The organism is uncultured Parabacteroides sp. (assembly GCF_905196875.1).
GTDB lineage: Bacteria > Bacteroidota > Bacteroidia > Bacteroidales > Tannerellaceae > Parabacteroides.
In genome coordinates this window covers 47,119-63,967 of sequence record NZ_CAJJWO010000003.1, presented here as the reverse complement: position 1 = coordinate 63,967, position 16,849 = coordinate 47,119, and the positions used below count along the sequence as shown (strand labels likewise).

At 42.0% G+C, this 16,849-nt stretch carries 7 protein-coding genes; 2 read left to right on the top strand and 5 right to left on the bottom strand.

The window, feature by feature from the left end; translation table 11 throughout:
* The 5 genes from nanU to QZ076_RS01855 all read right to left on the bottom strand — a co-directional run bounded on the left by nanU (position 1) and on the right by QZ076_RS01855 (position 11,230).
* A complete protein-coding gene (nanU, locus tag QZ076_RS01875; RefSeq protein WP_293709787.1) occupies positions 1-1,539 on the bottom strand; it encodes a SusD family outer membrane lipoprotein NanU in 1,539 nt (512 codons plus the stop codon).
* A gap of 38 nt (positions 1,540-1,577) precedes the next feature.
* Complete coding sequence (locus QZ076_RS01870; protein WP_365324278.1) at positions 1,578-5,042, bottom strand: TonB-dependent receptor; 3,465 nt, start codon at positions 5,040-5,042, stop codon at positions 1,578-1,580.
* 303 nt (positions 5,043-5,345) lie between these two features.
* Positions 5,346-6,287, bottom strand: coding sequence for a FecR domain-containing protein (locus QZ076_RS01865; RefSeq protein ID WP_293709785.1), 942 nt, complete (start codon positions 6,285-6,287; stop codon positions 5,346-5,348).
* Between the two features lie 72 nt (positions 6,288-6,359).
* Positions 6,360-6,908: an RNA polymerase sigma-70 factor gene (locus QZ076_RS01860; protein ID WP_293709783.1), complete on the bottom strand. Its 549-nt coding sequence runs from the start codon at positions 6,906-6,908 to the stop codon at positions 6,360-6,362.
* A gap of 293 nt (positions 6,909-7,201) precedes the next feature.
* The gene (locus QZ076_RS01855) at positions 7,202-11,230 is read right to left on the bottom strand and encodes a two-component regulator propeller domain-containing protein (RefSeq protein WP_293709781.1); all 4,029 of its coding nucleotides are present in this window, start codon (positions 11,228-11,230) and stop codon (positions 7,202-7,204) included.
* A gap of 293 nt (positions 11,231-11,523) precedes the next feature.
* On the opposite strand from QZ076_RS01855, the gene QZ076_RS01850 reads away from it, so the two are divergent.
* Together QZ076_RS01850 and QZ076_RS01845 are read left to right on the top strand one after the other, a co-directional pair.
* The gene (locus QZ076_RS01850) at positions 11,524-14,757 is read left to right on the top strand and encodes a TonB-dependent receptor (RefSeq protein ID WP_293709779.1); all 3,234 of its coding nucleotides are present in this window, start codon (positions 11,524-11,526) and stop codon (positions 14,755-14,757) included.
* Between the two features lie 13 nt (positions 14,758-14,770).
* The gene (locus tag QZ076_RS01845; RefSeq protein WP_293709777.1) at positions 14,771-16,678 is read left to right on the top strand and encodes a RagB/SusD family nutrient uptake outer membrane protein; all 1,908 of its coding nucleotides are present in this window, start codon (positions 14,771-14,773) and stop codon (positions 16,676-16,678) included.
* The last annotated feature ends 171 nt before the right edge of the window (positions 16,679-16,849 follow it).

The window sequence follows — 16,849 nt, the reverse complement described above, 5'->3', positions numbered from 1 at the left end:
TTATTTGCTACCAGAGGTTTCATATCCCGGAGTCTGCTTCAAAGCCGTATTATTGGTCAAAGTAGTTTTATCTATCGGCCATAACAACTTTTTCTCATTACCGGATTCAGCCAGCGTATATTTGAAAATATATTCGCTACCAAAGCGTCTTAGATCATACCAACGTTTCCCTTCTATCAAAAATTCTTTAAAACGCTCTTCCAATAAAGCCTCATTGACATCCTTATCTATTGCCTGGTTCGGAAAGCCGATAGTCGCTTCATCATAATTTTCACCATAAGCCCGCCGTCTTATCTGGTTAATTTCATCTGCAGGATTCTCTCCCAACATTACTTTTGCTTCTGCCAATAAAAGCAAAAGATCTGCATATCGATAAATCGGATAATCATCGACATTAGAACGTGTGCTACCTGCATCTTGTGTTCCCTGGTATTTATAGCAGTAAACTCCTATAAGATCCAAAGAACCATCTTCCAGTTTATTATAAGCACCATTCAAACTGACCCGTTTACGACTATCTTTATCATCAAAACGTGCTAAATTGGTTTTCTTGATACCTAAACGCATTAATCCGGACAAATTTTCTTTAGATATATCAAACTTCTCTCCTGTAGAGGCATCATAATAAGTAGCCAAAGTTGCCGCATAAGGAAGTAGATTTCCACTAAAGGAGCCATTCCACATATCAAACTCTTTCAATTCACTACGCATAGCAAAGATAATTTCCTTATTTCCCTTCTGGGTATAAGCAAAAACATCTTTGTAGTTTTCCATTAAGCCCAAATCAGGAACATTCTGCTGAATATCAGTCAAAGCAGCTTTGGCTATGTTGGCATCACCGGTTCCGCCTCCCATTTGCTTAGCCGACCAAAGATATACTTCACCTTTCAACATCAATGTGGCAGCCTTTGACCAAAAAGCTTTACGACCTTTAATCGTATAATCAGAGCCAAAGCTTTTTACCGATTCATCAATATCATTTTTAATAAACTTCATGACATCTTCTGCCGGCGAAGCCGCTTTTGCCAGATTCGACCAATCCAACTCTCCTGTAGGCTCTGTCGTTATTATGACATCTCCCCAACTACGCAGTAAATGGAAATAATAATAAGCACGCATACCGTAGGCCTGTCCCAAATAGTAATTACCGGCGGCTTCTGTCAGCTTATCCGTATTAAGTATTTTATAAATCATCAGGTTTAACTGATTGATATTCTCATAAAACTTACCATAATTAGAAATAATAGGATTTTCTTCATTCAGCGTATTATAAGGTAAACGTTCCATTCCCTGTGAGGCTTCTCCACCAAACGGCTGATCACCGAATACATCACTACGAGCTTCCCCTAATAAGAAATAATTGAATGAACCTTCTCTAAAACGAGTATGCAGACCATTCATAAATGCTTCAAAATGATCTGGAGTTTTCCAATAATTATTATCGGTAATAGAACTTACCGGCGTTACATCCAAAGATGTACATCCCCCTAATGAGAGTAAAGAGGTAACAAATATAAAAGATATTGCTATTTTTTTCATCTGAGTCTTTATTTATAATTATACAATTTCAACATACATCAAAATGAGACTGATACCCCCAGCAAGATTGTACGAGGCATAGGATATCTACCCTCATCTACACCCGCATTATCCTTTTTGATGGCTGGTTCAGGAGACATCCCTTCATAACCGGTTATGTAGAAAAGGTTCTGACCGGTAATATATATTGATGCATCACTCAACGTTGCTTTTTCAATAATTCGCCTCGGTAAGCGATAACTCAGAGTGATCTCTCTTAACGCCAGATAATCACCCTTTTCATAAAAACTTGAGTTATTATTATTAATATTAGGATTTGCATTATTAGAACGCGTTATATTCTTCTTAACCAGCTGATCCGCATAGTAGAACTTCGGAAGATCTGAATTCGGATTTTCCGGTGACCAACTATCTTTCACATCCGTAATAATATTGAATGATCCCTGATACTGTCCCAACGAACGAGCTTTTAAGTCATTATACAAGATATGTCCCAACGAATAATCGAAACGGGCAAATAAAGAAATATCCTTATAAGACACAGTTGTTGAGAAACCGCCGGTCCATTTGGGTAACACATTACCAATCTTCACACGATCCAATTCATTAATAACACCATCCCCATTCAAATCGGCCCACATAACATCACCTGGTTCAATTGGTTTCTTCCCGATTTTTTCCTTATCACTCATCTGTGCCCATTTATTGGGACCGTAAAGCTCTGCAATTGCATCATAACGATCACCGGCATTATTTTTTACATCATCCCAGTCACGAAAGATGCGTTCTTGTTTATATGCATATACATCTCCTAAAGTCTTGCCTTCCTGGTATCCTCCCACCCAGACATTTTTGCCTGTTGCAGGATCATAAACCTCCATACCTCCCTGACGGTTATTCTCATTTCCGTTATAAGGTAATTTAATAATCTTATTCTTTACGAAAGAAGCATTGGCTGATAAATCCCAACTAAACCCTTTCTGGTCAGTCAATATATTGAACTTTGCCTCTACTTCAAATCCTTGATTACGTAAACTTCCTAAGTTCGTACGTATACTACCGAATCCGGTATAACCCGGCAAATTCAGATCGGTTAGCAAATCACTTGTCGTACGGTTGTAGTAATCCATAATCAAATTGATCCGGTTCTGGAAAAATCCGACATCCAAACCGACTTCAAATGAATTACTTTTTTCCCAACGCAAATTATTATTCACCAATTTAGTATTCAGGAAACCAACCTTTCCATCATAAGGAATAGGAATACCCGATGAATTATTAATTGTATTATATTCCCCATAAACCTCATAATTACCGAGGCCAGCAACATTTCCATTTACACCATAACTAACTCTGGGCTTCAGATTCGAAACCACATTTGCCAATTTTGAATCTTTAAAAAATGCTTCTTCATGCATATTCCAACCGGCAGATACTCCAGGGAAAAAGCCCCAACGGTTGTCACTTAACTTAGAAATACCATCATAACGGGCAACAACAGAAAACAGATATCGATAATCATAATTATAATTCACTCGTGCAAATCCGGATAACATCCGATAGCCATCCTTATAGGAATAAACAGATACCTTATCACTGGAAGCATTCAATGTCGGTATATCATCACTGGGTGCTTTATTTCCTTTCTCTTCCATCTTGAAACGGTCGTAATCAAAATATTCTCCCCCTACCATTGCATCCAACTGATGCTTTTCTGCAAATGTTTTTGCATAGGTAAGAGTGGCACTATGCTGCTGTTGGAACTGACGTTCATACATAGCACGTGCAGCACGGGTACTATTTGGATTGGAATTATTTTGTGTCTGATACTGCTTATCAAAATCTTCCTGCTCGTTATCTATATAATAGATCGAACTATTTTCATTCAAAGTCAAACCAGGAATTATTTCCCAGGAACCTCCGATATTGAAAGTCGTTTTTCTTATATTATTGAGGCGTTGCAGTTTATCTTTCCAATAGAGAGGATTACCATCGGAGGAACCAATACCTGATGTAGGTTCACCAGCTTCAGTAAACGGATTATAAGTTGGCCAGGAACTCATTGTACGATAAAACAACTGTGCTTCACTGATCCACATATTCGGTTTTTTAGAAAATGAATAAGTTGCTCCCGCATTGATTTTTATATTATCACGAACCTTATATGAGCCATTCACATTCCCTGTAAACCGTTGATAAGAAGTCCCTACTACCTGTCCTTGTTCATCATAATAACCAAAAGAAGTAAGGAATGTTGATTTATCGTTTCCTCCAGTAACACTTACATAATGGTCCTGTGTAAAAGAAGGATCATTGAAAGCAGCATCCATCATAATCCCACCATAATCTTTAAAGATCAGTTGACCTTCTCCGTCATAAGGGTCTGTCATTTGTTGCCATCCTTCATTCAAAAGATGCTTATTCTCATCAGTCAGATAATGAACAGAATAAAAATCACCTGCACTTGTTCCATATCCGTTAGTATTGTTCACCTGCTGTAAAGTACGGGATACTCCTGCATCATTAGCATATTTATTCCCTAAACGGTTGTAATATAAGAAGTCTTTCGCATTCAGAAAGTCATATCCTTTACGCGCAAAATTCATACCTCCTTTAAATTTATAAGAAACGGTAGCTTTCCCTTCTTTACCCCTTTTAGTTGTCACCAGTATAACACCACTATTCGCACGAGCTCCGTAAATGGCAGTCGATGCAGCATCTTTCAATACCTGTACAGATTCTATATCGGCAGGATTTATATCACTTAAAGAGCGTACGACTCCATCTACAACCACTAATGCCTGATTATAAGCAGGATCACCAGTTATCGTAGCACCACCACGCAATACTATATTCGGAGCCTCACCCGGTTTTCCGGAAGTATTAACGACACGTAAACCACTCACTCCCCCTTGTAAAGCCTGTGCAGCATTCGAAACGGCAACATTTTCCAAAGCTTTATTATCTAATTTCGATATAGCTGTGGTCAGCGTTGCACGTTTTTGCATACCGCCATAACCCGTTACCACAATCTCTTCTAACTGCTCAGAATCTTCAGACAAAACAACGTTTATTGTTGTTTTGTCTGTCACAGGAACTTCCTGTGGCTTGTAGCCAATAAAGGAGAATTGTAAAACGGCATTATTTCCTGTAAGAGAAAGAACATACTGTCCATTTAAGTCTGTTACCGTACCGTTCGTTGTCCCTTTCTCTATTACATTCGCACCGATAACAGGTTCACCAAACAGGTCCTTAATAACACCCTTAACGCTTTTTGTTACTTGTTGGAGAGATGAACTTTTTTTCATCAGAAGGATATTACTCCCTTCGATGGCATAAACGATATCTGAATTACTAAATATCTTGTTCAAAACCTCGGCTACCGTCTTATTCCAGGCTTTCAATGAGACCTTTCCACTCAGATCGACCTTTTCATGATTGTACACAAAAAGATAATCTGTTTGTTCTTCTATTTGTTTAATAACATCCTTCGTCTGCAACATATTAGCATCAATGCTAACACGTGCAGTTTGAGAGTTCAAATTCTCTGAGAAGACTGTTGAAATACACAATAGTATAAAAACTAAGGATAACTTCATAACTCTAATAATGTGCTTAAATTCACTTAATAACAGGGCACAATCCTCCCCTGTACATTTTTTTTTCATAACTTTGTATTACTGAAATGTTAGTACTTGATTTAATTATTCCAAGGTTGTCAGCGTGCTGACATTTTATGCTGGATTATGTTGACGCATAATCCAGCTTTTCTTTATTATACTTTCTGCTACTTTATCATAGGCTATTCATTTTATAGTTATTTGATTTAATTCGTTATCTTTCACATAGATAAATCTATGTTCCAATTGTAATACCTTTAAAACATGTTCAACACCATCTTTCACACGGAATTTCCCTGAGTATCGTTCTTTCAGGAATGGAAGATCAGCTACATCTATATGAATATCGTAATACAGACACAACTCTTCCATTATTTCTGATATAGGCTGATTATTAAAGCATAAAAGACCTTCTTTCCATTTAAAATGATCCATATTATTTATATCGGAAGATATATATTTACCTTCTTTAAATCGAATTTGTTCACCTGGTTTCATCATATATTTTAAAGAAGACTCCAGTGATTCAAGCTCTACACGCCCTTTCAGCAATGCGATCTTAAGTTCCGGATTTTTTGAATAGGCTGTTACATTAAACTCGGTGCCTAAAACCTTTATATCCACTTTCTCTGTTTTTACTATAAAAGGAGATGCTTCATTATGTTTTACATCAAAATAAGCTTCTCCCTCCAGCTCAACCTGCCGATAATTTTTTTGAAAAGTAACCGGATATACTATTCGGGACTGTGCGTTTACCCAAACTCTCGTGCTATCCGGAAGAATCAGTTCTGCCCGTTGACCAGAAGGGACATATAACGTCTGAAATAAAGAGGGCTCCTTTTTATGCTCTTCCTTGTTCAATAAAAATTCGATCCCCACTATAAACAAAGCAACAGCGGCTACTTTTCCGATTTCCATTATAATACGACGGAATACAAAAGGACGTAACTTTTTCACTTTCTCTTGTTGCTGTGCAGATTGATTCAGAACCGAAATATCATATAATTTATGTAAAGACATATATTCCTTGACATTATCATTATCGACATCCAGCCAATCAACAACCGTTTCCACTTCCTCTGGTGTAACGTTGCCTTCTACATATCTTTGCAATAGATCCTTATCCATTTCTCTATTTTATCGTTTCTAATAATATAGACAACACACAGACAAAAATCCCTAAACAGATTTGAAATTATTTTAGGAAACAAACAGGAAATAAAAAAATGGAAGATATTCTTTTAAGGCTATTCGTAAAATTTTTAATGATTTAGTTATATGATATTCCACGCTTTTAGAGCTTATGGAAAGTTCTTCTGCTATTTCCTTTACCGAACGACATTCATATCGACTCATTTCAAAGACGCGGCGCGTTTGTTCGGGTAATGATTGTAAGGTCTCCTCTACTATTCGAGTGATTTCAAAAGAAAATATCTCTTCCGGATCGCATACCTGTAATGTAGATATGCGGTAATTCAAATCACGATCCATTTTAGAAGATATTGACTCAGAGGCTGTTTTTCTTATGTCCAAATGTTTTAGATGGTTTAATGCTCCATTTTTAAGCATCACCAACAGAAGAGACAAAGGGTGTTCCACCTCCTCCTTTTTGCTCGTCTCCCATAAATTAATTAAAGCTTCGGATACGATATCTTCCGCCACCATATCATCTCTGACATAGGACTTCACAAACAAAAACGATCGTTTGTAATAACTGGTATATATATCACTGAAACTTATATTACCCATATCCCAATCAAACCTCCTGAAAGATCTTTTTCATCTATCAACATTATGCAAATGTAATCTTTTATTCTTCCAGTAACAACATTTATTATAAAATCCGATGTCATTCTGAACACCTAATACCTACCAGAGCTGTATTCCGTTCATACCACAGTTGGATTCCGTTTGTTCCACAGATGAGTTTCTTTCATACTACAGTTGTGGTATGAAAAGAAAAACGGCTACTAGCTGCAGTACATTCTGGGTAAACAGCAACATCCACCGGGTAATCCGCTATATTTCAAAGGTAATGGAGACTATAACGCATTATACCGCGACGGCGACACCCCAAACTGCTTTGTAAAATGTTTACGGAAGGTCGTTATATCATTATAGCCCACCATTTCGGCAACCTCCTGGACGGAGTATTTCTTCTGCATGATCAGTGAGGAGGCTTTACTGATTCGTATGCTTCGGATTACTTCGATAATAGACAAATTGCTTTGCTGCTTCATCTTCCTGTATAAAGTCGGTTGGCTGAGGTTCAGGAGGCTTGCCAGGCTCTTTGCACTAAAGTCGGGATTAGTCAGATTGGCTTCTACAATACCGATCACCTGTTGCATGAAAGGATCGGCGGCCTCTTCATCGTCAGGTCTCTCCTCCGTATGTTTCAACATCAATGTCTTTGTATAAATACGCTTCAGTTGCTCGCGCAGACGGATCAGGTTCTCCACTTTCGCTTTGAGGACTTCGGGGTTGAAAGGTTTCATGATATAATCGTCCACACCAATCCGGGTACTCTTCAGTAAATCTTCTTCTTCCGCCTTTGCCGTAAGCATGATGACCGGGATATGAGCTGTCGCCAACTGCAGCCTGATCTCCTGTATGCAGGCAAAGCCGTCTTTTACAGGCATCATAATATCTGAAATGATCAGGTCCGGAATCTCTTCGGTAGCAATTTTTATTCCTTCTTCTCCATCATGGGCTTCCAATACCTGGTAATCTTTACAGAACAAAGAATAAATATAACTTCTGATCTCATCGTTATCTTCTATGATCAACAGCTTCTTTCCTGAAGTAACTTTTGTATCTTTTTCTTCTTTCTGCGTTGTATAGAAAAGCTCTTCTTCTTTTGTTTTCCGGATATCTTCAATCCACTCATATTCGTCCTCTCTGAAATGTTCTTTACCCAGCGGCAGGTAAAGCGTAAATCTCGAACCTTTCCCCGGAGAACTATCTAATAATACCTGCCCATGATGAAGATCCATCGTATTTTTTACAATACGTAAACCGATCCCCATCCGGGTAGAAAATGAGGGATCATTTTTACCTGTAATAAACGAATCGAAGATACGTTCCTGCAAATCTTCCGCTATACCGGGACCATTATCCAAGACGGAAAGCAAGCAGAACATTTTCCCGTCGACCTCCTTCTCCTCCAGCGAAACCCTTATTATTCCATCGTTTAGAGTATACTTAAATGCATTCGACAGTAAATTCTTTAATGCCGACTCTATCTTCCCGGCATCTATCCAAAGCGTAAGAGAAGAGATACCAGAGTCCAGGACATACTCAGTACTTTTTATCTCTGCCATCTGCAGGAAGGAGGCCATCACCTTCCTCACGAGCGCTACAATATCTACTTTCGACAAATGAAGCTGAACCATGCCGGCCTCTATCTTCTGGACATACAATAGTTGGTTCACCAGGGTAGATAATGAAGTGGCATTATTGTACACCAGAGACAGCTTGTTCTGTAAAGTCTGAGACAAACGCTCGGTCTGCAACAACTCCTGCAAAGGAGAAAGAATCAACGTTAACGGTGTGCGTAATTCGTGCGATACGTTCGTAAAGAAATTTTCCCGCTCACGGTTGATTTGTTTCTCTTTCTCACGTTCCAGATTAGAAACAAAGAGCTCATGTTTCAGGCGTTCTTCCTGAGTTAGTCGGATTTGTTCCTTCTTGACACGGCGCATCAGGTAATATACAATAAAGACAGCAAAAGCAAATACCAGTAAACGGAACCAGATCGTTTCATACCAATAAGGCAGAATATTTATTGTCAGCGAAGTAGTATCTCCGTTCGAACCGTCAGGGGAAATACTCCTTACCTCGAAAAGATATTCTCCGGCAGGCAAGTTAGCATAAGAAATCCGTTCGCCCTCACCGGCTACCAACCATTCGGACTGACCGGGAGCAAGCCGGTAGCTGTATTTTTGTAACTCTTCCGAATACGTCAGGTTACTGAACATCAAAGAGAAATTATTGTTGGAAGCATTCAGTGTCAGTTCGTTCGTGTAAGGAATCCCTTCCTGCAGAATAACCTGGTCATTTATTTTTTGTCCGATCAGAACCGGTTTGTTATCGACATCCAATTGAGTGATAACTACTTTATTCTGTTCAGGTTGATCGTTCATAACCTCTTCCGGCAGAAAATAGGTTATATTCTTGTTATTTCCCCAAAACAGAAAATCCTTATAATGTAATACAGATCGGTTATTGCCTGAGATATAATAGTTATAAAACAACTTCTGATGTTTACTGTACCGGCAGATACTTGAATTGGAACCGATCCATAAATGACCTTGTGAATCTTCACTGATACAACCGATAAAGTTATTACTTAATCCGTTATGCGTCGTATAGAAACTCCCGATCGAGTCGGTTCCGATCTCCATGACACCGAAGCCATCCGCATAACCTATATACAAATTCCCATCTGTCGAAGCGAAAAGAGAACGGGCATCCTTCGCCGGAATATTAGCATCTTGTTCAAAACCGGAACGTAGCATCTCATTTTGAAAAATAAACTTTTTCAAACCGTCAGTCGTACCCAACCATAAACATTCACCGGGAACTTCTGCGATAACCCGGATTGTACCCGGAGATACAGGATAATAAGAAAAAAGTTTGGTCACAGGATTAAAAAGAAGTAAACCATTTGTTGTTCCCAACCATAACCGATCCTCTCCATCACATAATATATACCAGACACTGCCTGTCCAGCCCGGCTTTCCGGGAATACGGATAGGATAAACCGTAAAAGACTCATTATCCGAATTATACCAGATCAGTTCGGACTGATTATTACCAAACCACAGATCACCGTCCCTATCGGTCGCTACACACAATACGGTATTTCCTGTTCCGACAGAGACTGGCTCAAAAGAAAGTCTTCCCTGAGGATCGAATGCTTCCGTGCTCTTCAATATTCCTTTATGGAAAGAAGCCAGCCAAATACGATCCTTTTTATCTGTTGCCATCCCGCATATTTCGTTATGTGTTTCCTGATGAAAACGTCGATAGAACTGTTTTCGCAGATCAGAAGCATACACACCTCCTCCTTGTGTCCCGATCCACATGATCCCTTCCGGATCATAATACGCGGAGATCATACGGGTTTCCAGATTGCGGTGTAACTGTGAAGCCGTATTGTTATACACTTCTGTTGTATACTGTGTAGAATCTTCTTTTTCAGGAACAAGGATCGTATATCCATTCCAGGTGGCAGCCAATAAACGACCGTTTCCCATAGGAACCATTTGATAGACATCCCAATGGGACAATGTCTTGTCTTTATCTTCGGGCTTATAGGTATATTGATCGTAAACTCCCGATTCCGGATTATAACGGATCGCCCCGTTAGCCCAGGTTGAAAGCCAGACATATCCGTCTGCATATAAAAGCCTGTGGACATGCACCTTATTAACCTTCGGCAAATCACCTTTATCTATCACATGGTAGGAGACCGGGTCGAACGTCACTATATTTCCCCAGTCTGTTGCGATATAAATCAGACCTTCCGGAGACTGGCACATCGCAGTATAATTAGTGCCACTTCCGATCAAATCGGTAAACTCCATTTCTACCCGAAGATCAACCCTGGTTATATTTTCATCCGTATCCTTCCTGTAATCAATGGAAATAAGATAAAGAGTTTCATCTGATATGACCCATAAAGAATTGTTTTTTTGCAATAGTATGTCCTGAACTCCGGTACATTTTTCGTTCAGGCTGACAGGAATATATTGCTCCATCCGCCGATCAAAGCAATAAATCTGTCCGTTGGCTACCAGCCAGAGTTGGTTATTCTCCGTTTCACGGATATGGCTTACTTTCATATACAGTTCATCCAAACCGAAATTCCTGATATTCTTTCCATCATAGCGGCTTAACCCGTTATCCGTACCAAACCACATAAATCCATCTTTATCTTTATGGATACAGGAAACAGTATTGTCGGCCAGCCCGTTCTGCATAGTAAGTATACGGATATCCTTTTCAAAAAAACTATATCCCGACAGGTAGCAAAAAATAAATAATAATATAAATAAAGATCTCCTCATATTCCTCCTTAACAAAGTCCAGTATGTAAACACAAAGAACATTATTACAAAGAAACAAAAAAAGAGGAAGAACACACCAACGCAAACAAAATAAAAAGTCTGCAAAACAAAGTATGAACAAAACACCCACTATTTATGAATAAAATACCCACTACACTGATATACAATCCACAGAATAAAGAAAACGCCCGTTGTTAATGAAGAAAACACCTGTTATCCCTTCCATGCATACCACATACTTTTGCTTACAAACATTTAAAAATTTTAGTATTTACACCTTAAACTAAAAGAGAATGAAGAAGAGAGTCACATTATTAATCATGCTGCTGTTAACCGGTATATCATATATATACGCACAGCAGTTGACCATCACTGGTACTGTTATCGACAAGAGCCTCGGCGACCCCGTTATCGGAGCTTCCGTACTGGTAGAAGGAACCACGAACGGAACCGTCACTGATATCGACGGTAAGTTTTCAATCAACGCCTCCAAAGGCAATGTATTAAACATTTCTTACATCGGTTACCAGACACAAACAATCAAGCTGGACGGAAATCAAACCGTCCTGACCATCCAACTGGGAGAAGACACCCAGGCGCTGGACGAAGTCGTTGTAGTAGGTTTCGGTTCCCAAAAGAAAGTAAACCTGACCGGTGCCGTATCGACTGTCGACAACAAGACACTTGCCTCACGTCCGGTAGCACAGGTAGGACAAGCTTTACAGGGGGTTGTACCCGGTTTGAACATGTCCCTCAACAACCAGGGAGGATCATTGGGTAATGCACTGAAAGTGAATATCCGTGGTACAGGTACGATCGGCGAAGGTTCGACCGATTCGCCGCTGATCCTGATCGACGGTATCGAAGGCGATATGAACGCATTGAATCCGGATGATATCGAAAGTATCTCCGTATTAAAAGATGCTGCTGCTTCCAGTATTTACGGTTCACGTGCACCTTTCGGTGTAATCCTTATCACCACCAAAAGCGGAAAGAGCGGAAAGGCACAAGTGAATTATAGCAATAGCTTCCGTTGGTCGGCGGCAACTAATCTGCCGGACATGATGGATTCCTATACATTCGCCAAGTTCTTCAACGCAGCTGCACTCAACAGCGGACAGAATGTTCCGTTCGATGACGAAACGATCGGAAGGATTCTGGCTTACCAACGCGGAGAGATCACAACGACAACCGTCCCTAACCCGGGTAACGGCATGTACGAATTCCACCAGAAAGCTAACGACAATCAGAACTGGGCACGCAACCATTTCAAGACAGCTTTCACACAGGAACATAATGTAAATGTAAGCGGCGGTACGGAAAAGCTTACCTATTTCATGTCGGGCGCTTTCATGGATCAGGGCGGTAATATGCGTTACGGAGATGATAGCTTCAAACGTATGAATGCCTCCGCCAAGATCAACTCACATGTAAACGACTGGTTGCAGATAGGTATCAGTACCCGCTTTATCCGCGAGGAACTGGATCGTCCGACTTATGCAAACGACGATCCGGACAATACCGTCAACGGTATCTCTGTCGGTTTGTATTACCATGATATCTCACGCACCTGGCCGACCATGCCTTTCCAGGACCCGAACGGCCATTACATGCGTAACTCCAAGATCATCCAGATCGAAGACGGCGGACGTTACAAACGTAGAAAAGACATTATCTATACACAGGCAAACTTCACCATCACTCCAATCAAAGACTGGAATATCCGCGGGGATGTAAGCCTGAAGGCAGAACATGTAAACAAAGACGAAAACCTGGCTAAAATTTATGAATACAACTCAAAGAACGAGCCTGTCGCCCTGGCATTTGCCGGTTCGTACGGACCAGGCGCCACTTATGCCTGGTCCTCGGCACAGGACAACAACCTGCTGACCACCAGTCTGTATACCGATTACTTCAAATCTATACAGAAGAACAACTTTAAAGTAATGGTCGGTTTCAATACAGAGCTGTACAAACAAAACTATGTATATGCCAGACGTGACGATGTGATCAGTGACGAAGTGCCGAGTATCGACGCCAGCATGGGTAAAGACTACACGGCAGCCAACAAGAAAGAATGGGCTACGGCCGGTTTCTTCGGACGTTTGAACTACGACTATGACGGACGGTTCCTGGCAGAAGTCAATTTGCGTTACGACGGTTCTTCCCGCTTCCTGGGGGACAAACGCTGGAATGTCTTCACTTCTTTCTCATTAGGTTACAATGTAGCACGCGAAGCTTTCTGGGAACCGTTCTCTGAATATGTAGGAACTTTGAAACCGCGTTTCTCATGGGGTAAACTGGGTAACCAGAATACAAAGGAATTCTATCCCTTCTATCCAGCCCAGCCACTGGGACTGAAAGACGGTAAATGGCTGATCGCCGGACAGATGCCGACAACTGCAACTGCACCGTTAATGGTCAGCGACTTGATGACATGGGAAAAGATCACGACAACCAATGTCGGTATCGACTTCGGTGCCTTCAGCAACCGCCTGTCGGGTTCTGTCGAATGGTTCAAACGTAAAACGGATGATATGGTGGGACCGCCGGAAGAAAAGTCGCCGATCATCGGTATCGACAACGACAAGCTGCCGCGTATCAACAACGCAGCCATGACAACCCAGGGATGGGAACTGGCCCTTAACTGGAACGACCGCATCGGTAAAGTAGGATATACCATCGGCTTTACCCTGGCCGACGCCAAAAGCAAGATTAACAAATACCCGAATGAAACACAGATCATCGACCGTAAAAACTCGGACGGAGTCATGGAATACGTTCCCTATGCAGGAAGATATATGGGTGATATCTGGGGATACGAAACGATCGGTATCGCAAAGACCGATGAAGAAATGCAGGCTCACCTGGCCACTACCGACCAGTCACAGCTCGGAAGCAAATGGGGCGCAGGCGATATCATGTATAAAGATCTGGACGGCGACGGTAAAGTATCTCCGGGATCAAACACCGTAGGCGATCCGGGCGACCGTAAGATCATCGGTAACGAAACGCCACGCTACCAGGTCGGTATCACCTTGGGAGCAGACTGGAACGGTTTCGACTTCCGTGCTTTCTTCCAGGGCGTTTGCAAACGCGATATCTGGTTGACCGGTAACTTCTTCTGGGGAGCCACCGGAGGTATCTGGCAATCTATCGGATATAAGGAACATTTCGACTACTTCCGCCCGGCAGGCGACGAGATGGGAGAGAATCTAAACTCCTACTTCCCGAAGCCTTATTTCGACAGCAATGCCGACAAGAACCAACTGTCACAGACAGGCTATCTGCAAAGTGCTGCTTACCTGCGTCTGAAGAACCTTCAGGTCGGTTACACCGTACCTACTTACCTGGTTAACAAGATCGGATTGAACAAAGTACGCGTATTCTTCTCCGGTGATAACCTGTTCACTATCTCTTCCATCTTCGGCGTATTCGATCCCGAAGCAGTAGGCGGAGCAATGGGTAACGGTAAGATCTACCCGCTTTCAAGAACACTTTCATGCGGAGTAAATGTTTCATTCTAAAAATTAAAGCATCATGAAAAGACAATCGATCATCATATTATCACTCGCTGCAGGTGCTTTCTGTTTTACAGCCTGCAACGATTTCCTCGACAGAGAACCCCTTTCCTCCGTTACGTCAGAACATTATCTGAACACGGAAGCCGAGTTGGCCAGTTTCGGTGCCGCTCAATATGACGCCCTTCCCGCACATAAACCGGGAGAATACAACGTCGGCGTTTTCAAAACAGACAATAACAGCGACAACCAGTGCTCGGCAACGGAAGAAAACAACTTCATCCCCGGCGAACGGCGCGTACCGACCAGCGGCGAATGGGATTTCAAGAAGATACGCGACTGCAATTATTTCCTTGAAACCGTACTGCCTAAATACGAAGAAGGAAAGATTACCGGTCTGGATGTCAACATCCGCCATTATATCGGTGAAATGTATTTCTTCCGCGCCTTTCAGTATTTCACTTTCATGAAAAAATACGGCGACTTCCCGATCGTGGATAAGACCCTGTCGGACGATTATTCGGAACTGGCGGAAGCCAACCAGCGCCGTCCGCAGAACGAAGTAGCCCGCTTCATCCTGAAAGACCTGGATAAAGCAGCCGAAATGATGAAGGAAACAGCTCCCGAAGCCAACCGCCTGACCAGATACGTAGCCCTCCTGTTGAAATCGAGAGTAGCCCTTTATGAAGGAACCTGGTTGAAATATCATGCAGGAACCGACCGTGTTCCGGGCGGACCGGGATGGCCGGGTGCAAACGCCAGCTACCTGAACGGTTTCAATATCGACCTGAACAGCGAAATACAGTTCTTCTTGTCAGAAGCCAAGAGTTCAGCCGAACAAGTAGCCGATAACTTTCCGTTGGAAGATTATGCCAGCATGTTCAACAGCATCGACCTCTCCGATAAAAAAGAAGTACTGCTTTGGAGAAAATACGATATCAGCCTGAAGGTGTTCCACTATGTCGTATCTTACTTACAGACAGTACAGCCCGGCGGCAACGGTTGCGGAAACACCGGCTTCACCCGTTCGCTGGTTGAAAGTTATCTTATGACGAACGGCTTACCTATCTATGCTTCCGGCTCAGGGTATAAGGGAGATAAAACACTGGCGGATGTAGCTGCCAACCGCGACAACCGTCTGCGCGAATCGATGAGCATTCCGGGCGACCAGATCAACCCGATGAATGTATATACCCGTCCGGGTATCACCATCATCACCGAGAATAAGAATACAACGGGATACACCTTGCGTAAAGGTCTGAACCAGGACCCGAGTATGGGAGCAACCAACCCCAGTAACACGGGCTGTGTGATCTTCCGTGCGGCAGAAGCTTACCTCAACTACATCGAAGCCAGCTATTTGCTGACTAACTCGCTGGATGCCAAGAGCACCTCATACTGGAAAGCTCTGCGCCAAAGAGCCGGTGTAGACGACGATATACAGAAAACAATTGCCGCCACCGACCTGTCCAAGGAAAACGACCTGGCAGTCTATTCCGGAGATCAGCAGGTAAATGCAACATTGTATAATATCCGCCGCGAACGCCGTTCGGAGTTCATTGCCGAAGGTTTGCGCCTGGATGACCTGTACCGTTGGAGAGCACTCGATAAGATGAAGAATTACCAGATGGAAGGTTTCAACCTGTGGGACGAAAACTACAAACTATATGACGACCTGAAACCGGAAGGTGAAGCCGACGAACCGAACGTATCCGGCCGTGCCAGCAAATATATCCGCCCGTACCAGATACATAAGAACAATAAGGCATTCAACGGATATACTTTCATGCAGGCTCATTACCTGGCTCCTATCGCCTACGACGTGATCCGCCTGAGTACACCGGATAAGGGTGGCGACATAAGCTCTGCTTACATCTATCAGAACCCAGGTTGGGATGTGCAACCGGGAACAAGTGCTAAGAAATAAGGGAGAGGCTAACACAAAACCGGTTAGCAACTAATGCAAAACTAGTTAGTAACTAATACGAAAGTCCTTATCCATTAATCTTTCGGCAAATGGCAAACAGTCTTTTGCCATCTATTAAAAGATAATTCTACAAATGGCAAAAGATCATTTGACAGCTGTCGAAAGATTAAA